General features: G+C 69.8%; 25 protein-coding genes and 1 pseudogene. 12 read left to right on the forward strand and 14 right to left on the reverse strand.

The window, feature by feature from the left end:
• Window positions 1–52: 52 nt before the first annotated feature.
• Together A7B18_RS10415 and A7B18_RS10420 are read right to left on the reverse strand one after the other, a co-directional pair.
• A complete protein-coding gene (locus A7B18_RS10415) occupies window positions 53–1,057 on the reverse strand; it encodes a heme-dependent oxidative N-demethylase subunit alpha family protein (RefSeq protein ID WP_102126630.1) in 1,005 nt (334 codons plus the stop codon).
• A gap of 91 nt (window positions 1,058–1,148) precedes the next feature.
• Window positions 1,149–1,976: an undecaprenyl-diphosphate phosphatase gene (locus A7B18_RS10420; protein WP_102126631.1), complete on the reverse strand. Its 828-nt coding sequence runs from the start codon at window positions 1,974–1,976 to the stop codon at window positions 1,149–1,151.
• A 65-nt stretch (window positions 1,977–2,041) separates the two neighbouring features.
• Here A7B18_RS10420 and A7B18_RS10425 point away from each other — a divergent pair, with 65 nt between their 5' ends.
• The 8 genes from A7B18_RS10425 to A7B18_RS10460 all read left to right on the forward strand — a co-directional run bounded on the left by A7B18_RS10425 (window position 2,042) and on the right by A7B18_RS10460 (window position 9,511).
• Window positions 2,042–2,845 (forward strand): aminoglycoside phosphotransferase family protein, encoded by an 804-nt coding sequence (locus A7B18_RS10425; protein WP_102126632.1) that lies wholly within the window; start codon window positions 2,042–2,044, stop codon window positions 2,843–2,845.
• Window positions 2,846–3,007: 162 nt separating this feature from the next.
• Entirely contained in the window at window positions 3,008–3,802 is a 795-nt protein-coding gene (gene rpsB / locus A7B18_RS10430) for a 30S ribosomal protein S2 (RefSeq protein ID WP_102126633.1), read from the forward strand.
• A gap of 96 nt (window positions 3,803–3,898) precedes the next feature.
• Window positions 3,899–4,702, forward strand: a complete 804-nt coding sequence (gene tsf / locus A7B18_RS10435) for a translation elongation factor Ts (RefSeq protein ID WP_102126634.1) — start codon at window positions 3,899–3,901, stop codon at window positions 4,700–4,702.
• A gap of 115 nt (window positions 4,703–4,817) precedes the next feature.
• Window positions 4,818–5,525: a UMP kinase gene (gene pyrH, locus A7B18_RS10440; RefSeq protein ID WP_102126635.1), complete on the forward strand. Its 708-nt coding sequence runs from the start codon at window positions 4,818–4,820 to the stop codon at window positions 5,523–5,525.
• A 74-nt stretch (window positions 5,526–5,599) separates the two neighbouring features.
• Window positions 5,600–6,151 (forward strand): ribosome recycling factor, encoded by a 552-nt coding sequence (gene frr / locus A7B18_RS10445; RefSeq protein WP_102126636.1) that lies wholly within the window; start codon window positions 5,600–5,602, stop codon window positions 6,149–6,151.
• A 109-nt stretch (window positions 6,152–6,260) separates the two neighbouring features.
• Window positions 6,261–7,091 (forward strand): phosphatidate cytidylyltransferase, encoded by an 831-nt coding sequence (locus tag A7B18_RS10450; RefSeq protein WP_102126637.1) that lies wholly within the window; start codon window positions 6,261–6,263, stop codon window positions 7,089–7,091.
• Between the two features lie 126 nt (window positions 7,092–7,217).
• Complete coding sequence (gene dxr, locus A7B18_RS10455) at window positions 7,218–8,396, forward strand: 1-deoxy-D-xylulose-5-phosphate reductoisomerase (protein WP_180970102.1); 1,179 nt, start codon at window positions 7,218–7,220, stop codon at window positions 8,394–8,396.
• Window positions 8,393–9,511, forward strand: coding sequence for a M50 family metallopeptidase (locus A7B18_RS10460; RefSeq protein WP_102126639.1), 1,119 nt, complete (start codon window positions 8,393–8,395; stop codon window positions 9,509–9,511). Before dxr ends, A7B18_RS10460 begins: the two co-directional genes overlap by 4 nt.
• Before the next feature lie 63 nt (window positions 9,512–9,574).
• Here A7B18_RS10460 and A7B18_RS10465 read toward each other — a convergent pair whose 3' ends face one another.
• Window positions 9,575–10,030, reverse strand: a complete 456-nt coding sequence (locus A7B18_RS10465; RefSeq protein WP_102126640.1) for an SRPBCC family protein — start codon at window positions 10,028–10,030, stop codon at window positions 9,575–9,577.
• 197 nt (window positions 10,031–10,227) lie between these two features.
• Here A7B18_RS10465 and A7B18_RS10470 point away from each other — a divergent pair, with 197 nt between their 5' ends.
• Complete coding sequence (locus tag A7B18_RS10470) at window positions 10,228–10,875, forward strand: glycosyltransferase family 2 protein (RefSeq protein WP_102126641.1); 648 nt, start codon at window positions 10,228–10,230, stop codon at window positions 10,873–10,875.
• 17 nt (window positions 10,876–10,892) lie between these two features.
• On the opposite strand, the gene A7B18_RS10475 is transcribed toward A7B18_RS10470, so the two are convergent.
• The 3 genes and pseudogenes from A7B18_RS10475 to A7B18_RS23115 all read right to left on the reverse strand — a co-directional run.
• Window positions 10,893–11,324: an HIT family protein gene (locus A7B18_RS10475; RefSeq protein WP_102126642.1), complete on the reverse strand. Its 432-nt coding sequence runs from the start codon at window positions 11,322–11,324 to the stop codon at window positions 10,893–10,895.
• 135 nt (window positions 11,325–11,459) lie between these two features.
• Window positions 11,460–11,699 carry a hypothetical protein gene (locus A7B18_RS22595; protein ID WP_245872824.1) on the reverse strand — a complete coding sequence of 80 codons (240 nt, stop codon included), beginning with the start codon at window positions 11,697–11,699 and terminating at the stop codon, window positions 11,460–11,462.
• A 41-nt stretch (window positions 11,700–11,740) separates the two neighbouring features.
• Window positions 11,741–12,298: pseudogene (locus tag A7B18_RS23115) on the reverse strand (phosphotransferase family protein); the annotation flags it as partial.
• Between the two features lie 225 nt (window positions 12,299–12,523).
• Here A7B18_RS23115 and A7B18_RS10485 point away from each other — a divergent pair.
• A complete protein-coding gene (locus A7B18_RS10485) occupies window positions 12,524–13,636 on the forward strand; it encodes a prephenate dehydrogenase (protein ID WP_102126644.1) in 1,113 nt (370 codons plus the stop codon).
• A gap of 5 nt (window positions 13,637–13,641) precedes the next feature.
• Here the strand turns inward: A7B18_RS10485 and A7B18_RS10490 are convergent, their stop codons facing one another.
• Genes A7B18_RS10490 through A7B18_RS10500 form a run of 3 tightly spaced genes read right to left on the reverse strand, consistent with a single transcriptional unit; the run spans window position 13,642 to window position 18,288 of the window.
• Complete coding sequence (locus A7B18_RS10490; protein ID WP_102126645.1) at window positions 13,642–13,992, reverse strand: hypothetical protein; 351 nt, start codon at window positions 13,990–13,992, stop codon at window positions 13,642–13,644.
• Window positions 13,989–15,827 (reverse strand): arginine--tRNA ligase, encoded by a 1,839-nt coding sequence (locus tag A7B18_RS10495; RefSeq protein ID WP_102126646.1) that lies wholly within the window; start codon window positions 15,825–15,827, stop codon window positions 13,989–13,991. Before A7B18_RS10495 ends, A7B18_RS10490 begins: the two co-directional genes overlap by 4 nt.
• A 55-nt stretch (window positions 15,828–15,882) precedes the next feature.
• Window positions 15,883–18,288 carry an N-acetylmuramoyl-L-alanine amidase gene (locus A7B18_RS10500; protein ID WP_102126647.1) on the reverse strand — a complete coding sequence of 802 codons (2,406 nt, stop codon included), beginning with the start codon at window positions 18,286–18,288 and terminating at the stop codon, window positions 15,883–15,885.
• 104 nt (window positions 18,289–18,392) lie between these two features.
• On the opposite strand from A7B18_RS10500, the gene A7B18_RS21950 reads away from it, so the two are divergent.
• Complete coding sequence (locus tag A7B18_RS21950) at window positions 18,393–18,560, forward strand: hypothetical protein (RefSeq protein ID WP_180970103.1); 168 nt, start codon at window positions 18,393–18,395, stop codon at window positions 18,558–18,560.
• A gap of 60 nt (window positions 18,561–18,620) precedes the next feature.
• On the opposite strand, the gene leuB is transcribed toward A7B18_RS21950, so the two are convergent.
• The 5 genes from leuB to A7B18_RS10530 are packed head-to-tail and all read right to left on the reverse strand — an operon-like array spanning window position 18,621 to window position 23,180.
• The gene (gene leuB, locus A7B18_RS10510; RefSeq protein ID WP_102126649.1) at window positions 18,621–19,676 is read right to left on the reverse strand and encodes a 3-isopropylmalate dehydrogenase; all 1,056 of its coding nucleotides are present in this window, start codon (window positions 19,674–19,676) and stop codon (window positions 18,621–18,623) included.
• Window positions 19,669–20,193 (reverse strand): 3-isopropylmalate dehydratase small subunit, encoded by a 525-nt coding sequence (locus tag A7B18_RS10515; protein WP_102126650.1) that lies wholly within the window; start codon window positions 20,191–20,193, stop codon window positions 19,669–19,671. Before A7B18_RS10515 ends, leuB begins: the two co-directional genes overlap by 8 nt.
• A gap of 47 nt (window positions 20,194–20,240) precedes the next feature.
• Window positions 20,241–21,497: a hypothetical protein gene (locus tag A7B18_RS10520; protein ID WP_102126651.1), complete on the reverse strand. Its 1,257-nt coding sequence runs from the start codon at window positions 21,495–21,497 to the stop codon at window positions 20,241–20,243.
• 60 nt (window positions 21,498–21,557) lie between these two features.
• The gene (locus A7B18_RS10525) at window positions 21,558–21,854 is read right to left on the reverse strand and encodes a hypothetical protein (protein ID WP_102126652.1); all 297 of its coding nucleotides are present in this window, start codon (window positions 21,852–21,854) and stop codon (window positions 21,558–21,560) included.
• 36 nt (window positions 21,855–21,890) lie between these two features.
• A complete protein-coding gene (locus tag A7B18_RS10530) occupies window positions 21,891–23,180 on the reverse strand; it encodes a 3-isopropylmalate dehydratase large subunit (RefSeq protein WP_102126653.1) in 1,290 nt (429 codons plus the stop codon).
• A gap of 338 nt (window positions 23,181–23,518) precedes the next feature.
• On the opposite strand from A7B18_RS10530, the gene A7B18_RS10535 reads away from it, so the two are divergent.
• Window positions 23,519–26,281 (forward strand): NHL repeat-containing protein, encoded by a 2,763-nt coding sequence (locus A7B18_RS10535; RefSeq protein WP_146009517.1) that lies wholly within the window; start codon window positions 23,519–23,521, stop codon window positions 26,279–26,281.
• The last annotated feature ends 26 nt before the right edge of the window (window positions 26,282–26,307 follow it).

Below are 26,307 nucleotides of genomic sequence, written 5' to 3' on the forward strand. Positions count from 1 at the left end.
GAGTCTAGAGCGCCCCGCGCCGGCCCGTCTTCCCCCTTCCCGAAGGCCCCCCTCAGGTCACCTCATCCAGCCAGGCGAGCAGCCCCGGCAGCAGCGGGACGAGCCCCTTGTACGCCACCTGCTCGGGTGTCATGGTCCGCAGCGCGGCGGCGAGGGCGCGGGCGTGCGCGGGGTCGGCCACCGCCTCCCGCAGCGGGTAGACGTAGGGCCGGATGGTGAAGAGGGCGCCCTGAGCTTCCGGAAACCCCGTCAGCGTCTGCCGCTCCACCCGCAGGAAGGCCCGGTCCGGATCGAAGCGGGTCTGGGGGGCGCGGTCGGCACTCCGCGGCGCGGCGGGGTGGTGGTCGAGGCGGTCACTCATGGCGACCCCCCAGGCGAAGCGGACGAAGGGACCCCGGTTGACCACCGCGTCCACCAGCCGGGGCGCGGTCGCGTTCATCGGCCCGCTTCCGGCGACGGGCTCGTGCACGGCCACGAAGTCCCGCCCCAGCTTCTCTCGCGGGTCCCAGTGCTGCGGCGAGAGGACGTGCAGGGCCACCACCCAGTCCCCACCTTCCGGACGGCGGGCGACGAGGGCGAGGTCTTCGGGAGCGTTCAGCCCCAGGAAGTCGAGCGCGTTCACCGGCGTCAGGTCGGCGATCAGGGGGGCGAGGGGCGCGTCGAAGTGCCGCAGGTTCTCCACCGCACCCCAGCGCGGGTCGAGGTCCGCCACCCAGCCGAGCGCGTGGTTGGTGAATGTCCGCCCGTCCCAGGTCAGCACGCCGCCGCTCCCCTCGGCGAGCGTCCGGGCGACGAAGGACAGGGCTGCTTCTCGCAGCTCGGGCGTCAGGGCCGCCTCCCCCGTGTACTCGTGAAGCGCGCGACGGTGGGCGGCGGCTTTACTCTCCACGAAGTGCGGGTACTCGCGGTCGAGGGCGAAGGTGTGCGCCTCCACGACCGCGCCCGCCTCCGGTCCCACCCACGGGACCCCCTGCTCTCCCAGCCGGTACAGCCCCGCCGAGACGGTGTAGCGCCCGGTCAGGAAGGGGCGGTAGAGGGTCGGGGGCGAGTCGAACACGCGTTTAGTCTCTCAAATGGCGAGGGGCGGAAGGGACACAAGTTCACCCTCCCGCCCTTCCGACCCCTTGTCCTGCGTCCAGGCGACCGCCCTACGCCAGGCTGCCGTTGCTCATCGTCCCGGTGGCGATCAGGATCAGGATCAGGATGCCGACCACCACGCGGTACACGGCGAAGCCCTTGAAGTTGTTCGTGGACACGAAACGCAGCAGCCAGCCGATGGCGAGGTACGCGACCACGAAGCTCGTGACGGCCCCCAGCAGCACGTTGAGGAGGCCGATCTGCGCGAGGATGTCGCGGCTGCGGATGAAGTCGAGCAGGGCCGCGCCGCCCAGGGTGGGCACCCCCAGGTAAAAGGAGAACTGGGTCGCCGTCGGGCGGTCGAGGCCCATCAGCATGCCGCCCAGGATCGAACTCGCCGAGCGCGAGAAGCCCGGCCACAACAGGGCGAGACACTGCACCGCCCCGATCAGGAAAGAGCGCCGCACGCCGATCTCCTTGATGCCGTGGACGTTCGGCGTCACGCGGCGGCTCTCGATCAACCACATCAGGACGCCGCCCACGATCAATGCCCAGGCCACCACGCTCGGGCGGAAGAGGGCCGCCTTGATCGCGTCCCCGAAGAGCAGGCCGAGGACCACGGCGGGGATGCAGGCGGCGGCCACGCCCAGCCACAGCCGCTGGGTGGGCCGGTCGTGCCCGATGTCGCGTCCCTGTTGCAAGAAGTCGCGCCAGTAGTACGCCAGGACCGCCAGGATCGCGCCCCCCTGGATCACCACCTCGAAGGTGTCCTTGACCTCCTTGGGCCAGGGCACGCCCATCAGGTTCCCGACGACGATCAGGTGCCCGGTCGAGCTGATCGGCAAAAACTCGGTGATGCCCTCCACGATCCCGTAAACGATGGCGTAAAACCAATCCATAATCCGGGGGAGCGTAGCACTTCCGCCCTTGCGTCAGCCTCACCCCAAAGGGGGACACTGGACCCGTGCCCTTCGACGCCTACCTGCGCCGCTGGAATCTCGCTCCCGACGGCGAGCCCCTCCACACGAACAGCAGCGACCTGTTGCCCGTGCGGTTCGCGGGAGAGCCAGCGATGCTCAAGGTCGCCCGCATCGACGAGGAACGGGTCGGCAACGGGTTGATGGTCTGGTGGAACGGGCAGGGAGCGGCCCGCGTCCTGCGGCACGACGAGGAAGCGGTCCTCTTGGAGCGGGTGGAGGGCGACCTCTCCCTCGCGGACATGGTTCAGGCCGGGCAGGACGACGAGGCGAGCCGGATTCTGTGCGGGGCGGTGGCCGTGCTGCACGAGTCGCGCGCCCAGTCCTGGCCGGACCTGCCGCCCCTGGAGCGGTGGTTTCGTTCGCTGGAGGAGATGGCACCTCAGGTGGGCGGGGTGCTGTCGCTGGCCCTGGAGACGGCACAGCACCTCTTCCGCGACCCCCGCGACGTGCGGCCCCTGCACGGCGACCTCCACCACGGCAACGTCCTCCACAGCCGCGAGCGGGGCTGGCTGGCGATTGACCCCAAGGGACTCATCGGCGAGCGCGGTTTCGACTACGCCAACCTTTTTTGCAACCCGGACTTGAACTTTGCCGCGACCCCAGGACGCCTCGCCCGCCAGGCCTTCATCGTCTCGGAGTCGGCAGGACTCGACCGGCGGCGCCTCCTCCAGTGGATTTTCGCCTACGCCGGGCTGTCGGCAGCCTGGCACCTGGAGGACGAGGAACCCAATCTCGCCGATCACACGGTCGAAATTGCCCGCATCGCCGCCGCCGAACTCGGCTTCTGACCTGCTATACTCCGCGTTTGGGTGCCCCCGTGACCCCTGCCCGCGCGTGCTGGAACGTCGTGCGCGGGCCTGGCCGAGCGAGCGCCGACCCTGGAAATGGGCGAGGCGTGCGGCTGGCGCGAGGACGGCAAACTTTTTCCCGACCAACGTTCAGGAGTTTTAATGTCGTACATCAGCATGAAGCAGCTTCTCGAGGCGGGCGTGCACTTCGGGCACGAGACCAAGCGCTGGAACCCCAAGTTCAAGCGCTTCATCTTCGCGGAGCGCAACGGCATCTTCATCATCGACCTGCAAAAGACCCTCAAGCAGATCGACCGCTCGTTCGACTACATCAAAGACCTCTCCGAGCGCGGCGGCGTGATCCTTTTCGTGGGCACCAAGAAGCAGGCGCAGGAGATCGTGGAGCTCGAAGCCCGCCGCACCGGAATGCCGTTTGTCACGAGCCGCTGGCTGGGCGGGATGCTGACGAACTTCCGCACCATGCGCACCCGCATCGACCGCCTCAACGAACTCGACGACATGTTCGAGACGGGCGCCGTCAACAACCGCCCCAAGGCCGAGCGCGTGGAACTCGGCGCCGAGCGCGAGCGGCTGCTGCGCTTCGTGGGCGGCATCCGCAAGATGACCCGCCTGCCCGACGCGATCTTCGTGGTGGACCCCACCAAGGAAGTCATCGCCGTGCAGGAGGCGAACAAGCTCGGGATTCCCGTGATCGCGCTGGCCGACACCGACTCCGACCCCGACGTGATCGACTACATCGTGCCCGGCAACGACGACGCGATCCGCAGCATCCAGCTCATCACCCACCGCATCGGCGACCTCGTGGTCGAGGCGCGCGGCGGCGGTGAAGACGTGAGCGGGGCGCGCGTCGAGGAGGGCAACGCCGACATCGAGGCCGCCGAGGAGGACGTGGAGGGCGACACCACCCAGCTCACGAGCACGCAGGGCCGCTCCTAAGCGCCCACCACTGTGCACCGGGGGCGTCTGGAGCGAACGAGGCTCGGGCCGCCCCCTTCCTAAGACCGAAAATTCAGACTCAGGAGGTACGCCCCCATGATGGAATCGATCAAGAAGCTGCGCGAGCTGACCGGCGCGGGCATGATGGACGTGAAAAAGGCCCTCTCGGACGCCGGCAACGACGAGGACAGGGCGATTGCCCTGCTGCGCGAGCGCGGCATCGTGAAGGCCGCCAAGAAGGCCGACCGCGAGGCGAAGGAAGGGCTGGTGCGCTTCGCCCTGGAGGGCAACCGCGGCGCCATCGTCGAGGTCAACAGCGAGACCGACTTCGTGGCGCGCAACTCGGACTTCCAGGCGCTCGTGGAGCGCCTCGCCCAGGCCGCGCTCCAGGCGGGCACGAACGACGTCGAGGAGTTCCGCACCTTCGCCATGAACGGCGACACCGTGGGCAACACCGTCGCGGCGGCGGCGGGCAAGATCGGCGAGAACATCGTCCTCAACCGCGTCGCCTTCATCGAGGCCGGTGACGGCGAGACGTTGGCCGGGTACGTCCACTCCAACGGCAAGATCGGCGTGCTGGTGGACCTGGCAAACGGCACCGAGGCGCAGGCGAAGGACGTGGCCCTGCACGTGGCCGCCGAGCGCCCGCAGTACCTCACCCGTGACGAGGTGAACCAGGGGGACATCGAGAAGGAGCGCGAGATTCTGACGAACAAGGCGCTCAACGAGGGCAAGCCGCAGCAGATCGTGGAGAAGATCGTCTCCGGCCAGATCGGCAAGTTCTACGAGGAGAAGGTGCTGCCCGAGCAGCGCTTCGTCAAGGACAACAGCGTGACGGTGGGGGGCTACCTCGGCGGCGCGCAGGTCAGGCGCTTCGTCCGGTTCGAGGTCGGCGCGTAAAGAATGGGGGCGGCAAGCGAAGGCCGCCCTTCTTCTTGAGCCGCCCCTCCCCTCCCCTGCCCGGCGGCTCCCCTGTGGCCCGCCGGGTTTTCTCGCTCCCTGACGAGGTGAAGCTGTGTACAAACGCGTCCTGCTCAAGCTCTCCGGCGAATTCCTCTCCGGTGAATCCGGCTTCGGAATCAGCCCCGACACGACGGCGGACCTCGCCCGGCTGGTCACGGGGGCGCTGGACGGTACGGGGGTCGAACTCGCGGTCGTGATCGGCGGCGGGAACCTCTGGCGCGGCGCGCGCAACGGCAAGGGCATGGACCCCGCCACCGCCGACTACATCGGGATGCTGGGCACCGTGATGAACGCGATGGCCCTGCAAGACGCGATGGAGGCGCAGGGTCAGCCCACCCGCGTCATGAGCGCCATCCAGATGCACGCCGTCGCCGAGCCCTACATCCGCCGCCGCGCGATGCGCCACCTGGAAAAGGGCCGCGTCGTGATCTTCGGCGGGGGGAACGGAGCCCCCTTCTTCACCACCGACACGACCGCCACCCTGCGCGCCCTGGAAGTCGGCGCCGACGTGGTGCTGATGGCGAAAAACCAGGTGGACGGCGTGTACGACTCCGACCCGCGCAAGAACCCCGACGCGCAAAAGCTCGACCACCTCAGCCACCGGGAGGTCGTGGAGCGGCGCCTAGAGGTCATGGACGCCACCGCGCTGACCCTGTGCATGGACAAGGGGCTGCCCATCGTGGTCTTCGACCTCTTCCAGGAAGGGAACCTGCGCCGCCTCCTCGCGGGGGAGCGGGTGGGCACGCTCATCGAGAGTTGAGCCGGGCGGGCACATCTTTTCCTCACGGGCTACAATCGGCCTCGACTTCCCGATCCTCTGCAAAGGAGACCCCTATGGCGGACATGAAGGCCATTAGCGTAGACACGCGCGAACGCATGGGCAAGGCCATCGAGGCGCTGGAGAACAATCTCGGCGTGCTCAGGACGGGCCGCGCCAATCCCGGCATCCTCAAGAAGATCACGGTGGACTACTACGGCTCCACGGTCCCCGTCGATCAGGTGGCGAGCATCACCACGCCGGACGCGCGCACGCTCGTGATCACCCCCTGGGACCGCGGCGCCCTGGGGCCCATCGAGCGGGCGATCCGCGACAGCGACCTGGGCCTGAACCCCAACAACAAGGGGGACACCATCTTCATCAGCCTGCCCATGCTCACCGAGGAGCGGCGCAAGGAGCTGGTGAAAAACGCCAAGAATTACGCGGAAGACGCCCGCATCGCCATCCGCAACCTGCGCAAGCATGCCCTGGACGAGGTCAAGAAGCTCGAAGGCGTCAGCAGCGACGACATCAAGCGCGGCGAGGCGGAGGTCCAGAAGATCACCGACGAGTACATCGGGCGGGTGGACCAGACCTTCGCCAAGAAGGAGCAGGACATCCTCGGGTGAGGCTCGCGGCGCTTGAGGGCGGGTGGCTGGGGGCCCGTGCCTCGTGGCAAAAGAGGGTTCTTTTCCAAGCCACGAGCCACACGCTACGGGCCCCCCGTCAGGGGCGTGCATGGAATCCCTGAGCACCCGCGTCCTCACCTCGGTCGTGGGGTTCACGCTCATCAGCGTCGTCGTGTGGCTCGGGTGGGTGGCGATGCTGCCCGCGCTGATCGCCGTGTCGGTGATGGCCATGTACGAATACATCCGGATGCTCGACCGCAACGACATCGACGTGCGGCGGGTCAGCCTGGCGGTATTCGGCACCGCCCTGATCGTGGCGAGCCTGCCGCTGTGGCCGCAGACGCCGTGGCCGGGGGGCTCGTGGCGCGAGGCGGTGCTGACGGTGGCGCTGGGGTACATGCTCGTGATGGAGGTCATGCGGCCCGGCGAGCGCCCGCTGGAGCGCGTCGTGTACTCGATGTTCGGGCTGCTCTACATCCCCTGGCTGCTGGGGTACTTCCTGCTGCTGCGCTACAGCCCGGACGCGGGGGACGGCCTGCTGTACTTCGCGCTGCCGCTGCTCGCCACCTTCGCGGCGGACATCGGCGGGTATTTCGGCGGGCACTTCTTCGGGCGGCGCAAGCTCGCCCCCGAGGTCAGCCCCGGCAAGACGGTCGAGGGGGCCATCGGCGGCCTCGCCTTCAGCTTCCTGACGGTGCTGGTGATGACCCAGCTTGCGCAGGTCTGGTCGCCGCTTCAGGCCCTGCTGTACTCCATCTTCGTCGCCAGCGCCTCCCAGCTCGGGGACCTCGCCGAGAGCCTGCTCAAGCGGGCCCTGAAGACCAAAGACTCGGGAAGCAGCCTGCCGGGGCACGGGGGCTTTCTCGACCGACTCGACAGCCTGCTCTTCGCGGTTCCGGCGACGTATCTGTTCTTGAATATCAACGTGTTTACGCGGTAAGTGGGAAGTGGTGAGTGGGAGAAGAGGCCCCGGCGAAGGCTAGGGCCTCTGCATCTTTCTCCACTCACCACTGACCACTGACCACTCACCACTGTTTCCCCCGCCCCCATGCGCCATCCTGTCCGGGTGAGGCTCACGGTTCTGGGCAGTACGGGCAGTATCGGCACGCAGGCGCTCGACGTGGCGCGGGAGCGGGGCTGGTCGGTGGGGGCGCTGGCCGCCGGGCGAAATCTCGACGCGCTGGAGGCGCAGGTGCGCGAGTTCCAGCCCGAGGTGGTCAGCGTGGCGGAGGAGGCGTTCGCGGCGGCGCAGGCGCGCCTGAGAGAAGGACAGCCGGGCGTGCGCGTGATCGCCGATCCCGCCGAGGTCGCGGCCCTTCCGGCGGATGTGGTCGTGAACGCGATGAGCGGGCTCCTCGGCCTCTCCCCCACCCGGGCGGCGCTGGAGGCGGGCCGCGCGGTCGCGCTGGCGACGAAGGAGGCGATGGTCACGGCGGCGGACCTGATCTGGGGGGCGGCGGCCCTCGGCGGGGGGCGGCTGGTGCCGGTGGACTCCGAGCACACGGGCGTCTACCAGTGTCTCACGGGCGAGGACATGGCGGATGTGGCCGAACTCATCCTCACGGCGAGCGGCGGCCCCTTCCGCGACGGCCCGGCGGACCTTTCCGGGGTGACACCCGAGCAGGCCCTCAAGCACCCCTCGTGGAGCATGGGACCGAAAATCACCATCGACTCGGCCACCCTGATGAACAAGGGGTTGGAGGTCATGGAGTGCGCCTCGCTCTACGGGCTGCCCCTCTCGCAGGTGGACGTGGTGGTCCACCCGCAGAGCGTGGTGCACGCGGCGGTGCGGTTCCGGGACGGCAGCCTCAAGGGGCAGTTCGGGCCGACCGACATGCGGCTCGCCATCGCCTACGCCATCGACGCGGCGCCGACCGGCATGACCCGGCCCGGCGACGTGCGGGGCGCGCGGCGGGGGCCGGAGGTCGCCGGGCACCTCGGCTGGCCCATCCGGGGGCAGTGGGAGTTCCGGGAGCCGGACGCGGCCCGCTTTCCCTGCCTCGGCCTCGCGTACCGGGCGGGTGAGGCGGGCGGGCTGCTCCCCACGGCGCTGAACGCGGCGGACGAGGTGGCGGTGGCGGCCTTCCTGGCGGGGAGACTCGGTTTCACCGACATCCCGCGACTCATTGAGCGGGTGCTGGACGAGACACCCGCCGGGACGCTGAGTTGGGAGACCTGGCAGGAGACGGAAGGCTGGGCGCGCACCCGGGCCGAGGAAATCGTGCGGACGGGGGTGCGGGCGTGAACGTCTTTCAGAGCATCGCCGCGGCCCTGACGCCCGTGGGCCTGCTGTGGACCCTTCTGATCATCAGCGTGGCGACTTTCCTGCACGAGCTGGCGCACTACGCGCTGGCGAAGAGGCAGGGGGTGCCGGTGCGGTCTTTCAGCGTGGGCATGGGGCCGGTGCTCCTCAGGCGGATGTGGCGGGGCACCGAGTGGCGGGTCAGCCTGCTGCCCATCGGCGGCTACGTGGAGATCGAGGGCATGGCGCCCGAGGAGGGGCCGGGCGGCACGTACCGTCAGCCCACGCGCGGCTTCGCGGCGCTGCCCGCCTGGGGCAAGGTCGCCGTGCTCCTCGCCGGGCCGCTGATGAACCTCGTGCTGGCGATTGGCCTGATGACGGCCAATTTCACGGCGCAGGGCATCCCGGCCCTCGACCGGGTGCGGATCGAGTCGGTGCGGGAGGGCTCGCGGGCACAAGCACTCGGCCTGCGGCCCGGAGATGTCGTCACGGCCCTGAACGGGCGGGACATCCCGGAGACGACCACCGTGAATGGGCAGACCCGCCCCGGCTGGGAGGGCCTGCGCACCTTCCTCACCAGCGCGGGCCGCAAGACGCTGACGGTCGAGCGGGGCGGCGCGGCGCGCGAGGTGACCTTCGACTGGCAGCCCCGGGTGAACGGCGCCCGGCAGCTTCTCGGCATCGGGTACGGGCCGGACGTGCAGCCCGCGGGCGTGCCCACCGCCTTCGTGACCTCGCTTCAGACGACCGCCGAGGCTGTGCCGCAGATTCTGCGGGCGTTCGGGAACCTCTTCGCGCGCTTTTTCACCCTCGACCTCTCGCGCGACGAGAACGTGACCGGGCCCATCGGCACGGCGGAGGTCGTCAGCCGCGCCGCCGAGGTGAGCCCCTGGGCGCTCGTGCAGGTCGCCATCCTGCTCAACCTCTCGCTCGCTTTCTTCAACCTGATCCCGATTCCGGGGCTCGACGGCGGGCGCATCATGCTCGTCCTGATCGGGGCGCTGCGGGGCCGACCGCTCTCGCTGGCCCAGGAGCAGGTCATCAACGTGGCGGGCTTCGCGCTCGTGATGCTCCTCATGATGTTCGTGGTGGTGCGGGACGTGAGCCGGTTTTTCTAGGGCGGTCAGCCGTCAGCAAGAAGGGGCCCAGCCAGAGCGGCGGGCCCCTTGGTCACGTCTGGCTCAGGTCGCCGCGCTGGGTTCTTCCTTGCCGCCGCGGCCCTCGACGAAGTTCTGGATGGACTTCAGGGCCTTGTCGATGCCCTCCTGAATCTGGTCGTTCGAGGGGGCCTGGCCCGGCATGTCCTCGCCCTGCGCGCGCTGGGGGTCGGGGTCGAAGCGGAGTTTGACGCTGACCTGGGAACCGTCGCCGTCGGGCCTGACTTCCAGGGTGCCGGAGTAGTTGATCTCGCCGTCGCTGCCCCACTCCAGGCGGTGGTTCTGGGCGTCCTGGACGAAGCGCCCGTCGGCCTGGTACTGGTGGCCGTTGGCCTCACCCTCCACCGCGACCCGTTCCTCGCCCTGGGGCTCGGCGCGCTTGGTGGTCGGCAGGTACTTGGGGAGGTTGCGCACGTCGGAGACGAACGCGAACACCTCGTCGGGGGACGCTTGAACACGGCGGGTGCCTTGGTATTCCATGGGGGGCCTCCGGGGCGGATGTGGGCGGCGGGTGTCCGGGCGGGCAGGCCCAGCGTAGGCGCCGCCCGGAGACGAAGCGTGAGGCCAGGGGAACGGCGGACTTTACTTTCGTGCCAGCACTACAGTTGCGCCGCCCTGCCCCCTGCCCGCGGCGGGCGGCTGATCGCCGGGGCCAGGAAGCCTTACCATGAACCGCGATGGGGCAGGCACAGGCGCGCGTGGCGGTCGTAATTCCCGCCTTCAACGAGGAGGACACGGTGGGAAGCGTGGTCCAGGTCGCGCGGGAATTCACCTCCGAGGTGGTCGTCGCCAGCGACGGCAGCAGCGACGGCACCCCTCAGGCGGCGCGCGAGGCCGGGGCGCAGGTCGTGGAGTTGCACGAGAACGCGGGCAAGGGCCCGGCGCTCAAGGCCGCGCTGGAGGCCACAGAAGCGGAGTACGTGGTCATGCTCGACGCCGACCTGATCGGCCTGACGCGCGAGCATCTGGAGGTGTTGCTGCGGCCCGTGCTCGCCGGGGAACTCGACATGGCGATCGGTGTCTTCGAGGGCGGCGGCTTCGTGACCGACTGGGGCAACAAGCTCACCCCGCACCTCAGCGGGCAGCGGGCCTGCCGCCGGGAGTGGTTGCTGGAAGTCCCCCACCTGGGCGAGGAACGCTGGCCCGAGCCGCCCATCACCGACCACCTCAAGAACACCGGGGCGCGCTGGGGCTACGTGGAGTTGCCACAACTGCGCCAGGTGCTCAAGGAGAAGAAGCGCGGCTTCTGGAAGGGCGTGGGCTTCCGCACGAAGATGTACGCCGACCTGCTGACGTACCGGGCCAGGAAAAAGCGGGAGGGGTGAGGCGGGAGAGCCCGCCCTCAAGGCAAGGTGGCGCGCAGCCGGGCGGCGAGGGCGTCCAACTCCGCACGGGGCGGAAAGCGGCTCCAGTCCCCGTGGAGGGCGAACCCGTCTCCCGCAAAACGCGGGAACACATGCAGGTGAACGTGGCTCACCTCCTGCCCCGCCGCCTCGCCGTCCGCGAGGAAGAGGTTGACCCCCTCGCAGCGGACGGCACCCCCCCGCAGGGCCCCCAGGACAAAGCGGCCCACCAGCATCAAGCGTGCGGCCTCCGGGTCTTCGAGTTCTCCCAGGGAGGCGACATGTCGGCGCGGCACGACGAGGACGTGCCCGGGCGTCACGGGGTTGATGTCGAGAAAGGCCGTCACGAGGTCGTCCCCGTGAACGAGACTCGCCTCGGCCTCACCCCGGGCGATCCGGCAGAAGACGCATTCGTGCCCGTGACGGGTCATGGACTTACCCTAGCGCCCAGCGGCGGGAGATGACCGAACCGCCTGCGCCTGCCGCTGCACCCGTGACACCCGCCCCACTCGGTGACGGGCCGCGACGCACGCCGACCGGGGGTCGAAGCAGCGGGAAGGTCAGGTTCAGCGGCGCAGGGCTTCGGCGATGAACCGGCGCAGACGTTGCCCAACCACGTCGCCCTCGGCCTCCACCGTCCCCAGCGCCCTCCACTCGGGCAGCCCGCTCGCCGGGTCCGGCATGGACCGCACGGCGGCGGCGAGTTCCCAGAGGCCCAGGTTCTCCACCCGCCGTCCGGTGATCGCCTCGTACGTCCACAGGAATTCCTCGGCGGCCTCGTCCAGGCCCAGCAGGCGGAGTTCCATGCGGGCGTAGGGGCGTAGGCCACGTCGATGCCGGGGTCACCGTACCCGGCCTCCTCCCAGTCGAGGACGGCGACGATACGACCGCCCTGCCACAGCAGGTTGCCCGCCCAGTAGTCCACGTGGACGAGCGTGGGCGGCACGGGACGCAGGCGCGGCCACAGGTCACGCGCCGCCGTCCACACCTCCAGGGCGTCCTCATGGGGCTCCAGAAAGCGGGGAGGCGTCGGCGTCAGGGCGAACCACGCCACCTCGCGGTTGGCGTCCATCAGGCTCCCGGCGACCTCCTCGCAGGGGACGGCGTGGATGCGCGCCAGCATCTCCGCGAGCGTCCGCGCCCACTCCAGCGGATGGTCCACGCCTACCCACTGCCTCCCGGGCACATACGAGGTCACGATGCCGGGCGCACCCAGCACCTCGCCCCCTCTGTCGAGATACAGGGGCTCGGGGACCGGGACGCTGTGCTGGCGAAGCAGGGTCAGGGCGGCGTACTCGCGCGGGCGCCTTGCGGGCCGGGTCCTCGTTGGCGGGGTTGGAGCGGCGAACGACGAGCCTAAGGGGCACGCCCCGCGACGACCGGGCGTCCACGAAATGCGTGGCATTCGAGAAACTGCCGGGAGCCAATGACACGGCCTGGAGACGGTGCCCGGGGGCGACGATCCCCAACAGGCGCTCCAGAACCTCCGAGGCCAGAGCTTCTCGAAATGGTTCTATGCAACACGCTCACACACCGGGCCGCCCCCGTCCTCCGCGCAATGGCCTACGTTCCCGCCGTTGACCGAGCCCGCCCTCCGGCCCGCCTGGAAACGCGTGCTAGCCTCCCCCTCATGACCGAGCCCGCCGCCGCGCCCGTGACGCCCGCCCCGCTGTTCGACGTGGCCGTGGTGGCGGGCGTGGGGCTGATCGGGGGCAGCGTGGCGCTGGGGCTGCGGCAGCGGTTCCTGGCCCGGCGGGTGATCGGGTTCGACACCAGCGTCGAGGTGCTGCGCGAGGCCGAGGCGCTCGGCGTGGTGGACGAGGTGCGCGCCACCCCGGGCGAGTGGCTGCGGGAGGCCGATCTGATGATCCTCGCCGCGCCGATGCGGGCGCTGGCCCCGCTCGCGCGGGAGCTGGCGCCGTGGCTCTCCCCGAAGGCGCTCGTGACCGACGTGGGCAGCGTGAAGGCCGGGATCGCCGCCGAGATGGAGGCGCTGGGGGTGCGCAACTTCGTCGCCGGGCACCCGATGGCGGGCAGCGAGCGGGGCGGGGTGACCCACGCGCGGGCGGGGCTGCTCGAAAACGCCGTGTGGGTCCTCACCCCCACCGACCAGACCCCGCTGACCGCGCTGAGCAAGGCCCGCACCCTGGTCGAGCACCTCGGCGCGGCCCCCGTCGTGATGCCGCCCGACGCGCACGATGGGCTCGTGGCGACGGTGAGCCACCTGCCGTACCTCGCCAGCCTCGCGCTCACGCACATGGTCGCGCGGGACGAGCGGCTGAGCCTGCTTGCGGCGGGGGGCTTCCGGGACCTGACCCGGGTGGCGAGCGGCGACCCCCGCATGAGCCGGGACATGGTGGTGGAAAACCGCCTGGCCCTGCGGGAAGCCCTGGCCCGCTTCCGGCGGCAGCTCGACCGCCTGGAGGCCGACCTCGACGAGCCGGACGACCTGCTCGACGCCGCGCAGGAGGGCAAGCGCACGCGGGACAGCCTGCCGGTGGTCAAGCGCAGCCTTCTGCCCCCCAAGCACGACCTCGTGGTCGCCGTGCCCGACAGGCCGAATCAGATCGGGGCGGTGACCCAGGCGCTCGGGGCGGCGGGCGTGAACATCAAGGACATCGAGGTCCTCGCCATCCGCGAGGAGGGGGGCGCGATCCGGCTGGGGCTGGAGAGCCCCGAGGACGTGCGCCGGGCGGGCGAGATTCTGGGCGCGGCGGGCTTTGAGGTGCGGGCGCGGGGGTGAGGGGCTCAGTCCTCCCCGAAGTTCTGCTGTAGGCGCTCGGCCTCAGGTGGCGTGACCTGGTGTTGAACGGCGAAGAGGGCCGCCCCGCCCTCGTCGGGATGACGCAGCAGCAGATTGATAAGCACCCACTCCAGCGGTTCTGCCCGCCAGTTGTCCTCTCCCTTCCAACGGAGCCACAGGTGGAAGAGGGCGGCAGCGTTCCCGGCGTGGATGTCCGCGAAATGCTCAACAGACGCGAACATCTCCTCGGCGCTCTCGAAAGGACTGAACGGGGTGAAGTGGGCCAGCGTTTCCAGCGACCACACGAACTCCTGGGCCGCGCGGTACCCGGTGAGGTCCACCCCCGCCCCGCTCACATCGCGCTGGGCACCTCGACCCCGATAAGGGCCAGCGTCTCCTCGAAGCCCTTTCTCAGCCGGGCGACGAGGGCGAGGCGAGCCTCCCGCAAGCCCTCGGGGCTGTGGAGGACGTTGGTGATGGACTTCCCGGCCTTGTCCTTCGCATTGAACCAGGCGTTGAAGGCGGTGGCGAGATCGAGGGCGTACTGGGCGACGACGTGCGGCGAGTGGACCCGGACGGATTGGGCAACGACCTCGGGCAGCTTGGCGACCATCTTGGCAAGGGTCAGGTCCACGCCGGGCAGGGCACCCCAGTCGGCTCCCGTGCCGTCAATGGCATACCCGGCTTCCTGTGCCTTGCGGAGAATACTTGCAGCGCGAACGGCAGCGTACTGCACATAAGGGGCCGTGTCCCCGTTCAGGGCAAGCGCCTGCTCCCAGCGGAAGTCGATCTTGCGGGTGGGCTCGGCCTTGAGCACGGCGAAGCGGATAGCGCCGATGCCGATGCGGCGGGCGATTTCAGGAGCGTCCTCCCGGGCAGCGAGGTCGGGGTTGATCTCGGCGAGGACGGCGAGGGCTCGCCGCTCGGCCTCGTCCATCGCCTCGTCGGCGCTCACGGCGATGCCCTTGCGCCCGCTGATCGTCTGCCCCTCCAGCGTCACGAAGGCGTAGGAGAGGTGGATGCTGCGCTCCTCCTCCTCCGGGTGGCCCGCCACGCCCAGGGACGCCCTCACGATCTTCTGCGGGTGCTCCTGCCGCGAGTCGATCACGTTGATGACCTCCTGCGCGTGGCCGAAGCGTTTCTGGGTGTCGGGCTCTCCGTCGGGGGCGCTCGTCCAGACCGTCTTGCCCTCGGGGTCCTGCATGAAGGGCTTGAACTTCATCCCCTCGAAGAGGCCGAACTTCCAGAACTGGTAACCGATGTCCTTGGCGGCGTACATCGCCGTGCCGTCCGAGCGCATCAGGACGACCTGAGATTCCTCCAGCCCGGGCATGAACTCGGACACGTCCATCACGAACGCACCCGCGTACTTGCCTTCCGTCGGGTGCGAGGTAGAACGGCTCTCCTCCAGAATGTTCATCGCCTGGGCGAGAAAGCCGCTTCCCACCACGTCCGACTCCCAGTTCAGCAGGTCGTAGCGGGCGCCCAGCCGGAAGCAGGTTTCGAGGTGGGCCCTCACGACCTTCTCGATCTCGCCGCGCAGTTCCCCGGCCTCCAGGCGGTGCATGACGGCGCTGATGCCCTCTTCGAGGCTGGGCTTCTCGGGGTCGGCATTCAGGCGCACATAGCCCTCGCCGAGCCAATGGTCGTACTTCTGCACGCCGTCCCAGACGCGGTGGTAGTGATTCACCGCGAAGAGGGCCTCCGCCGCCTGGCGCCCGGTGTCGTCGATGTAGTTCTGGACCTCGACGGTGTGCCCCGCCGCCCGGAAGATGCGGGCCATGCTGTCGCCCAGCACCACGTTCCGCAGGTGGCCGACGTGCAGTTCCTTGTTGGGGTTGACCGAGGTGTGCTCGATGACGACCTTGCCGCCCTTGGCCGGGGTCTCGGTGGGGTCTTCGACCACCCCTCGCACGAACTCGCCCACGTCCACGAAGAAGTTGAGGAAGGGCCCGGTGGCCTCCACCCGCGCGATGCCTGCCGGAAGCTCGACCCGTTGGGCCAGTTGCGAGGCCACCTGCGCCGGGTTCCCGCCGAGCACCTTGGCGATCTGGAAGGCGGCGGGGGTGCCGTAGTCGCCGGGTTTGTTCGCGGGGGTCTCCTGGATGACCACCAGCGAGTCGGTGACGGGGGCACCGAGCGCGGCGGCGGCCTGCTCCACGGCGGCCTTGAGTTGAGCCTTAAGGTCCATAACCGGGGATTTTAGCAGCGGGAAGCGGCTGGGCGCGGCGTCTTCCGACCGCCCCTCAATCCCCTCGGGCCTCTTCTGCGTAGAAATCCGCGATGCCCGCCGCGATGGCCTGCGCGAACCGCTCGCGCCCGCCCGGGTCCATCAGGAGGCGCAGATTGCCCGGGTCGGTCAGGTACGCCGTCTCGACGAGCAGGCTGGGCTGGGTGGTGGGCCGCGTGAGGGCGAGGTCGGCCCCCGGTTTGAGCCCCTGTCCGGGTCCCAGGTCGGGCAGCGTGCGGCGCAGGGCGGCGAGGATGGCGGCGGCGGGGGCCTGCGCCTGCGGGTGCGTGAAGTAGACCTCCGGCCCCCGGATGCCGCGCGGATCGCGCCCGTCGGGCAGGGCGTTGGCGTGGATGGAGACGAGGAGGTCCGCACCCCTCTCCTCGGCGAGGAGGTCACGCTCGTAAAGCCCCAGGGTCACGTCGGCGTCGCGGGTGAGCACCGCTTCGGCCCCCTGGTCGCGCAGCAGCTCGGCCACGCGGCGGGCGATGGGGAGCACGAGGTCCTTTTCGGGCACCCGCAGGCTTCCCGCCCCGCCGAACTGGGTGCCGCCGTGCCCGGGATCGACGACGATCACCCGCCCCGCGAGCGGACGCGCCGGGTCGAGGGTGGGCGGGCGGCGCACGGTCAGGAGCAGGTCGTCACCGTCGTAATTGGCCGTGAAGCCCCAGCGTTGCGGGGCGGTGAGATCGAGGCTCAGCCGCGTCACCCCCAGCGCGGCGGGCTCGGCAGTCACACGCGCGACCAGCGGATCAGTGAGGGGGGCGGGCAGGATCGGCGGCGTGCCCAGGCCGTACAGGGTCAGGGTGAGGCGGCGTCCCTCGCCCTCCTGGGCCACGGTGAAGGGGATGCGGGCGCCGCTGAGGGGAAGGCGGAGGCGCAGGGCCTCCCAGGAGGGAGCGGCGGGCCCACCGTTCGGCGGGTTCGCGGGGGTGAGGGGCGTGAAGGGCAGGGCCGGGAGCAACGTGACGGGTGGCGTGGTGGCCTCGGCGGGCGCGGCGTCCAGGGTGACCTCTCCACTCGGGGCGAGCGTGGGGGCCCCGTCCGTCACGTCCAGTTGCTTCGCCGTGACGAGCACGCTCACCCCGGGGGCGAGGCGGGCGCGCACGTCCTCCCCCACCCGCCCGACGAGCGTGAAGGTCATGCCGTCACGCGGGTACAGGAACGGCCTGCCCTCCAGGGTGGTCACGGCGCCCCCCCCCTCGTTCAGCCCCAGGCCGCGCACGGTGCCGGGCCGCTGGGTGCCGGTGCGGGGTCCCTCTCCCGTGCTCGTCAGGCGCCCCGGGGCGGTGGCCGTGACCCCCCTGCCGTCGCGCCCGGTGAGGCGGACCGTCACGGCAGTGTTCTCGAACCGGGCGGCGACGGGGACCACGTACTCGGCCTCGTAGCGGCCCGGCTCGACCTCCCGCAGGGGAGTCCAGGGGCCGGTGCCCACCCGGTAGGCGGCCCGACCGCCCGGCGAGCCCCGGAAGGACACGGGCACGGCGCGCTCGTCCGGCGAGTCGCGGGCCGTGTCCCAGAACTCGTGGGGCACCGCGGGCGTCACGCTCTTGCGGTCGATGGTCGTGGGTGTGGCGGGCAGCGGACCCGTCGCCGTGCGGATGACCCGCAGCGTCCGCGCGCCCGTCTGTCCGTTCAGTGTGGTGACGAGCCGCAGGTCGTTCGTGCCCACCCGCAGCGGCCACCACAGCATGAACAGGCCGTCTTGCCCCACCGCCACCGCCTGATTTCCGACGCGCAGCCCCGCGCCGGGCGGCACGCTCCCCTCCAGAATCACATGGTCGAACGCGACCCGGTGCCCCTCCGGCGGGTAGGCGACGAACACCTCCGGCGCGGCCCGCGCAGCGGTCAGGACCGGGACGGCGAGCAGGGCAAGACTGAGAAAGACGCGGCGCAGCGGCATAGCGAGGTCTACCACGCCGCGGGAAGCGGAAGGATGAGGCCCCCGAACCTCAGTCCACCCGGCCCACCAGCAGGGCGAGTTCCAGCCCCCTCCTATCAAAAGTGGCACGCCACGTCCGCCTCCCCGAGGCCACTCCACCTGTGCCCAGGCGGGCGCAAGGCGGTGGCTCCCGTCCTCCCTCCCCCTCAGCAACGCGACGCCGCCGGGCGCGAGGCAGGCACGCATCTCCCCGTACAGCGTCCGCTTGCGCTCGTCGGGCAGGTGGTGGAGGGCAAAGCCGCTGACCACGGCGCCGAACGTTCTCAGGTCGGGCAACGGGGCGTTCAGGTCGTGATGGGTGACGGTCACGTTGACTTCTCCCGCAAAGTGAAGGCGGGCCGCGTCCAGCATCACCTCGGAGGCGTCGAGCGCCACGCCCCACGCGTGCCAGCAACGCGAGCGGACGAGGGCGAGCACCCGCCGGGTGTGCGCGGGCAGGAGGTGGGGGAGTAGCCTCTCTCCCACCTTCCGCTGAGGCACGGCATCCTGCGCGGCGAGGGAGGTCCGGGCGTCCTCGGGGCCCGCGGTACTCGGTCATGGGGCTCCTCGGGAACGGGGCCGGGCCGGGGCACGTAAGCTGGGTCATGCCCACCCCCGGAGTGATGGACCTGATCGTGCTGCTGGCCTTCCTCGCCGTGCTGTTCGGCCTCTACCTGCTGGTGAGGGTGATCCGCCGTGCCTGGGACGGAGGCAGCGCCGCACGTGTCCGGGAACTGGAAAGCCGGGTGCGAGACCTCGAAGACGGGCGGTGAAAGGAGCAGGGGCGGCGGCCCACCTGGCAACCCGCCGCCCCTCTCCCCCTTCTCCCGGGTTTACCCGACGCTCGGGCTCGCCACCCCGTCCAGCACGGCGTGGGTGAAGGTCCGCGTGTCCGCCTTCCCGCCCAGGTCGCGGGTGGGGTGCTCGCGCAGGGCCAGGGCCACCGCGCGGTCGATCTGGTTGGCGGCGTCGGGGCGGTGCAGCGAGTGGCGCAGCAGCATCCCGGCGCTCATGATCGCGGCGGCGGGGTTGGCGATCCCCTGCCCGGCGATGTCGGGAGCGCTGCCGTGGATGGGCTCGAAGAGGCCCGGGCCGTCCCCCAGCGAGGCGCTCGGCATCAGACCCAGGCTGCCCGGAATCACGGCGGCGAGGTCGGAGAGGATGTCGCCGAAGAGGTTTTCGGTCACGATCACGTCGTAGCGGCTGGGGTCGGCGACGATCAGCATGGCGACCGAATCCACGTACTCATGGTTAAGGTGGACATTGCGGTACTCGCGGCCTTGCAGGGCGGTCACGTCGCGGCGCCAGAGTTCGGAGACCTCCAGCACGTTCGCCTTGTCCACGCTCGTCACCCGGCCCCGGCGCTGCTCGGCGGCCCAGAAGGCGACCCGGGCCACCCGCTCGACCTCGGGGGTCGTGTAGCGCATGGTGTTGTAGGCCGTGTCCCCCTCGATCCGGCGGTCCCCGTCGAAGTAGATGCCCCCTAACAGCTCACGCACGATCAGGATGTCCACCCCACGCGCCAGCTCGGGCTTGAGGGGCGAGAGGTGTTCCAGCCCCGGCTGCACCCGCACGGGCCGCAGGTTGGCGTAGCAGCCCAGCGCCTTACGCAGCGCGAGCAGGCCGCTTTCGGGGCGCAAGTGGCGCGGGAGGCTGTTCCAGGGGCTGTTCTGCGGGCCGCCTACGGTGCCGAGCAGCACGGCGTCCGCGTCCTTCAGCGCGTCGCGGGTGCGCTGTGGGAAGGGGTCGCCGGACGTGTCGTACGCCCCGCCCCCGATGGCGTGTTCCTCGACCGTCACGTCGGGGGCGACCTCGCGGAGGACCTCGACGGCGGCGGCGGTGACCTCCGGCCCGATGCCGTCGCCGGGGAGGGTGACGACCTTAGGCATGGGTGGCCTCCCCCTGGGCGGCCCGCGCGGCTGCCTCGTCGCGCTCCTTCATGTACTCCAGCCAGCCGCCCGCCCGCTGCACGTCGAGGGCAAACTGGGGCACGGGAACGAAGGTGAGGGTCTGCCCCGTCCGCTTGTTCGTGATCGTGCCGCCTGCGAGGTCGAGGGCGGCCTCGTCACCGTCCTCGAACGCCTCGACGATGCCCGCGCACTCCAGCGCGAGGAAGCCGTTGTTGATCGAGTTGCGGTAGTAGATGCGTGCGAAGTTGGGGGCGATCACGGCGGACACGCCCGCCCCGCGCAGCGCCCAGACGGCGTGCTCGCGGCTGGAGCCGCACCCGAAGTCCGCCCCGGCGACGATGATGTCGCCCTTCTGGACGCGCTTGACGAAGCCCTTGTCGTAATCCTCCATCGCGTAGGGCGCGAGTTCGGCCTCCACGTCGGTGGTGAGGTGGCGGGCGGGGATGATCTCGTCGGTGTTGATGTGGTCGCGGGCGAAAACGTGGACTTTGGGCATGGGGACTCCTTGAGGCAGAGTGCGGATGGCAGAAAGCAGAAGGCGGGTCAGTTCGAGGAGCGCAGGCGACCCAGTTCTTCCGGCACGTCCTCGGCGTAGAGGTCGCGCCAGTGTTCGCCGTCGAAGGTGACCTCGGACTCCATGAAGTACTGGGCGGGGTCGTCGGAGTCGCTGATGGCGTCGGTCGGGAGGTCGAGGCGCACCCCCTGCACGGCGGGCAACTCGTCCAGCTCGGCGAGGTGGGGGGCCTCGCCCGCGAAGGTCTCGACCAGCACGTTGCGGGTCCACTCCCCCCAGGCGTCTGAGTCGCCCGCACCTGTCGCTTCGATCAGGTCGGCGCGCACCCGCTCGGCGTGCTCCCCGGGAATCGCGCCCTCCTCCCACTCGACCCGCCCGTCGGCCCACACGGTGACGGGGACCGTCTGCACGTCGAGCATGTTGGAGAGCAGTTCGCCGAGTTCCCCGGTGCCGTCCTCGACGGGCTCGGCGTCCGGGTCGCCGTAGGAGTGCCAGGTCTCGCCGTCGAGGGAGTAGCTTGAGCCCTCCGGGTTGGGGTGGAACTCCACGTTGCCCCGGGTGGCGAAGGCGAGGCTGAGGGGCGATTGCAGCGGCGCGGGCTGCCGCAGCTCCAGCAGCAGGCGGCGGGCGACGGGGACAGGCCCCTCTTCCTGCTCCAGCAGCTCGTGGTGGGTCTGCGCCCACTCCTCGGGCGTTTCGCCATGCCACTCGCGGGTGACGGCCTCGATGACCTCCAGCAATTCCTCGGGCGGCTCGGGCTCGATGTCGATGCGGCCCTCGGGCCAGTGCTCGACCAGGAAGGAGGCGACCACCTCGCCGCGCAGGTTCAGGGCCGGGTGCTGCGTCAGGAAGTCGAGCACCTGCCGCGGGTCCTGCCCGGTAGGGAAGCCCTCCCAGCGCGCGCCGTCGAAGGAGTGCTGCTGATCGCGCAACCGCAGGTGGCCGCCCCCCTCGACCGGGATATTCAGGCCCACTTCTGCGCCCTGCCCCAGCACGAGGTCGCCCGTGAAGCGCCGCAGCGCGGGAACGGGGATGGCCTGCACGTCCTCCGCCGTATTCAACAGCCGGTCGGGTCGGCCCGCCATGACAAACGACGTGCGGTACTCGCTGTCCCAGGCTGGCCCGTAGGGCTGCGAAGTCTTCAGGGCCACCTCGATCCGCCCGCGCAGGTCCGCGTCCTCCGGTCCACGCGTGAGGGTCACGTTGCCGTCCGCGTCCATCTGCGCCTCGAAGGGGTGGACGGTGGGCATCAGCCCGAGTTGTTTACGCCGTTTGGCTTCACCCATAGATTTTCAGCTTATCCTCGCGGGGCCAGCGGCGGACCGCCGACACCCATTGTTCACCTGTCAGCCGATGCTTCCGACGAAGGCCGTCACGCTGACATAAAACGTCACCACAAAAGCCACCGGAATCAAGAGCGCCGCGGCACCCACCCGCACGGCCAGAGTCCCGGCTTTGGAGGCAGCGTAAAGGGCCAACCCCATACCCGTCAGGAAGACCAGGACGGCGGGCAGGGTAGACAGGTAACGGTCTATCACCGGGCTCAGGAAATCCAGCAGAAGCAGCAGCGCCGCGCAGGCAAACAGGGGAAGCCAAGCCGACCCCTTGTGACCCGTGACCAGCCAGCCCAGGAGCCACAGCACAGGACCGCATACGGCGACAGCAGCCATCCGCATCCCTCAGTCCGCCGCCTGCGGTCCCCCCGCGTTGTACTCGCGCGGGTCGGTGATGTACCCGGCCACCGCGCTCGCCGCCACCGTCGCCGGGCTGGCGAGGTAAATCTGCGCCGAGGGGTCGCCCATGCGGCCCACGAAGTTGCGGTTGGTGGAGGAGATGCACACGTCGTCCGGCCCCAGCACGCCCGAATGCATCCCCAGGCACGCGCCGCAGCTCGGGTAGCTCACGCTGGCCCCCGCGTCCACGAAGATCTCCATCAGACCTTCCTGCGCCGCCTGCTTCCAGATCGCCTGGGTGGCGGGCACGACGATCATCTGCACGCCGTCGGCGACCTTGCGCCCCCTCAGGATGCGCGCCACGTCCCGCAGGTCGCCGATGCGCCCGTTCGTGCAGCTTCCCACGTAGGCGTGCGTGACGGCGATGCGGTCCTGGCCCGCCACCCGCCCGTTGCTGGGGATGTGGGGGTAGGCGACGGTGGGCTCGACCCGCGAGGCGTCCACCTCGACGACGACCTTATAGTTCGCGTCGGGGTCGGAAGTGTACTCGGTGTACTCGCCTTGCGTCACCCCGCGCTCGGCGAGGTAGGCGCGGGTGGTGTCGTCCACCGCGATGATGCCGGTCTTGCCGCCCGCCTCGATCGCCATGTTGGTCAGGGTGAAGCGGCCCTCCATGTCCATCCGGTCGATGGTGTCGCCCACCCACTCCATCGCCAGGTAGTTCGCCCCGTCCGCCCCGATCCGACGGATGACCTCCAGAACGATGTCCTTGGGGGTTACGCCGGGCTGCATCTCGCCGGTGACGCGGATGAGCATGGTTTCCGGCACCTTGAACCACACCTTGCCCGCGTAGATGGCGCCCGCGAGGTCGGTGCTGCCCACGCCCGTGGCGAACATGCCCAGCGCCCCCGCGTTGCAGGTGTGAGAGTCGCCGCTGACGAGGGTCTGTCCGGGCTTGACGAGGCCGGTGTTCTCCAGCACGACGTGGGCGATGCCGCCGCGGCCCACGTCGTAGAAGTGCTTGATGCCCTTGTCCTGCACCCAGGACTTGAGCTTCTGGTACATCTTGGCGGCCTTGATGTTCATGGCCGGGACGGAGTGGTCGGGCACGGCGACGATCTGATCGGGGTTGAACACCCGGTCCATGCCGCGTTCTTCGAGCATCCGCAGGGCGGCGGGGGTGGTGATCTCGTGGCACAGCACCCAGTCGGTCGCGCACTCGATGAGCTGCCCCGGCACCACCGACTCGTGGCCGCTGTGGGCCGCCAGAATCTTTTCCGCAATCGTCATTCCCATACAGGCACAACTCCTCTCTAGCCTTCCTGCAAGCAAAAGCCCCCGAAGCTTGATCGGCTCCGGGGGCGGATGGGCGAACGCTGGGCTGCGCTCACCGCCCCCAACGAAGAAGCGCCACGGGGGCGTCCTTCCGAATCGGCGGCTCGGTGAACATCAGGGGGAGTGTAGCGCGGCCAGGCCAGGACGAGGCGAGACGTGTAGACGGGATGGCCGCAGTGCCGCTCTCCAGGCGAGGACCCCGAAACTCGACCTTTATCTGACGACAGCTTCATAAACCGGGTGGACGCCGCAAAGTTGACGGGACCGACAGAAAAGCCCCCTTAGAATCCTGAGCGCACATGAAGAGACTCCAACTCTCCGGCGCCATGCTCGGTCTCACGGTTCTCCTGGGGGCCTGCACGGGCGGACCCACGACCCCTCCCACCACCCATAGCCTCACCCTCAAGCTCGACGGCGTGACGAGCGCTCCCGTCACCGTCACGAACACGACGACGAACACTCAGGTCTTCGGCGGCACGCTAGAAGGCAGCAAGACCTTCGCCGGGCTGAAGACCGGGGACGTGTTCAGGGTGGAGGGCGGGGCAGTCAACGGCTACACGGCGCCCGCCGCGCAGAGCGTCACGCTGAGCGCGGACAAGACGGTGACGCTGGCGTATGTCCAGGCTGGGCGTCTTCTGAACCCGTCTGTCATCTCCGGCAGGATCACCGGAACCGACCTCAGGCTGGCGAAGGCCTACCTGGGCAGTGCCAGCGACCCGTTCTACGGGGGGGTGGAGATCGGCGCCGACCACTCTTTGCAACTCGACCTCTCGAACCTGACCCCGGGTGCCCCGCACCTCTCCAGCGATGAATTCGTCACCGACTGCCAGGGCGAGAATTCCAACCCGGCGGCCCGAATCCTCTGGAACGAGACCATGAACGCCTACGGCCCTCAGGGCGACCTGCTGGGCCGCGTCACCGAGCAGGTGACGGAGGGTGCGGACTCGGCCCTGCCGAACGCCAGGATCGTTCGCCTGTATTCCGACAGCGACTTCACCTTCACGGGCACCTGCACCTACCTCACGAGAAGCGGCACGCTGACGCAGGAAACGGACATTTCTGTGAAGCGCGGGTGGAATGCCTTGGTGCTCTCTGGAGACAGCACTCGTCAGGGCGTGCGGAATGCGGCTCCCAACGACCGGGTAGAGCTGAGCTTCGTCGCCGAGGCGCCGCGCGTGGGCGTACGTCTGACGCCGGGCGAGTTGACCTTCACGGACGACAGCGTTCTGACCGTTCAGGCCAAAGTGACCCAGGTCGGGGGGTACCGCGGAACGGTCACGCTCACCACGGACGTTCCGGGGCTGACGGTGGAGCCCAGCACGCTGACTCTTCCCGCTCTGGCCGGCCTGGGTGCCCAAGCGACATCGGGCGGGAAACGGGCGCTGGAGGGCCTGAGCCTGGCCCCGCAGCAGGTCGAGACGGCCCTGAAGTTCCGCTACACGGGCACCGACAACGTGAGCGCGCGGCCCTTTACCCTGGTCGTCAGGAACAGCGCCGGGGAGCAGGTCGGCTCCGGCACGGGCACCCTGAAGGTCAGCCGTCCCGGCATCAACGTGTTTGTGAACACTTCCGGCTTCCAGGTGACGCCGGGGGGCACCGGGCAACTCCCCGTCTCCGTGTTCAGTGTGGGCGGCTTCAGCGGTGCGGTGACGGTGCGCCTCGAGAATCTGCCCCAGGGGGTGAGCGCGAACACCCGCACCGTGACCCTGGACGCGAACGGCTCCGCAGGCGGCGACCTGACCCTCACCGGGGGCGCCAGCCTGACCCCCGGAGAGTACGAGGCGACCCTGATCGCCGAGGGCAACGGACGCAGCGCACGCACTTCCCTCAAGATCGTCGTGCCGAAGCCCACCGTGACCGTGCGGGTCGAAACGTACTCGGGCGTCAGCGTGTATCAGGGCGAGACGGGAAGTGTCCGCGTCAGCGTCTCAGGCGACTTCGGCTTCAGCGGCTCCACCACGCTCACCCTGACGGGCCTCCCCACGGGGGTCACCGCCAGCCCTGTGACCGTGCAGGTGACCCCGGGAGCAACGACCACCGTCGAGTTTCCTCTCAACGCGTCCGCGGATGCTCCTGCGGGCGTGAGCACCGTGCGGGTCACGTCGCCCGACAGCGCCAACTGGGGCTCTCCGGACACCTTCCAGCTCAGCGTGCGTCCGGGTCGCGTGGTGCTGCCCACGGACGCGTCCGACCTCGCGCCCGCTGCACAGGGCATCTGGGTGATGGGGAGCGGGACCTACGATGCCTCTTCCGGTACCTACCGCGCCTCGTTGACCCGTTACCACAACGGCGTGGCCGTGACGAGCGTGAGTCTTCCCTCACCCGGCGGCGATTTGCTTGCCCTCCCCGCCGGAGACGTGCTGGTGTCCGGCGCGTACGGGAGCGGCAACGTCTCACGGGTCGATGACGCGGGCACGGTCACGCCGCTGACGGCTCCCGGGGACATCGGTGGGGGCGCTATGGATGGGCAGGGCCGCGTCTGGTACGTCAGAAGGGCCAGCACCGGCATGGGCGGCATGAAGACCACCCTCGAACGCTGGGACCCGGCCACCGGCGCCAACGTCGTGGTGGACGACACCCGCGATTACGGGTACGGCCAGGGCCGTCTGGTGGCAAGCAACAACGGGACGTACCTCGCGTACCTGCCCACCTACTCGGGCAGTGCTGTGAGCATTAACACGGCCAGCGAGACCGTCACCACCCTGTCCCCCGCCCCGAGCGGCCAGAGCAGTAGTCTGGCTATCAGCGACACCGGCGCCGTGTGGTACAGCGAATATGGCCGCCTCACACGGGTGAACGCCGACGGCACCACCACCACCTTCGACGACCCCGCCTCTGTCACTGCCCTGATCGGCTTCGACCGCGCCACCCCGCACGTGCTGTGGGCCTCTTCCTCCAGCAACGTGCTCAAGATCGATACCGCGGGAGGGTCCCCCACCGTCACGATCTTTCCCCTGGGAAACCCGTCACGCGGTGTGACCCTGCGTGACGGCGGGGTGGCCGTGACCTTCAACGAGTCCATGAGCGGCACTTCCCGCTCGTCGTTGAGCGTCCTGCGCTGACCCGCCGCCCACCCTGAGAGGGACTC

It is taken from the genome of Deinococcus planocerae, assembly GCF_002869765.1.
Classification (GTDB): domain Bacteria; phylum Deinococcota; class Deinococci; order Deinococcales; family Deinococcaceae; genus Deinococcus; species Deinococcus planocerae.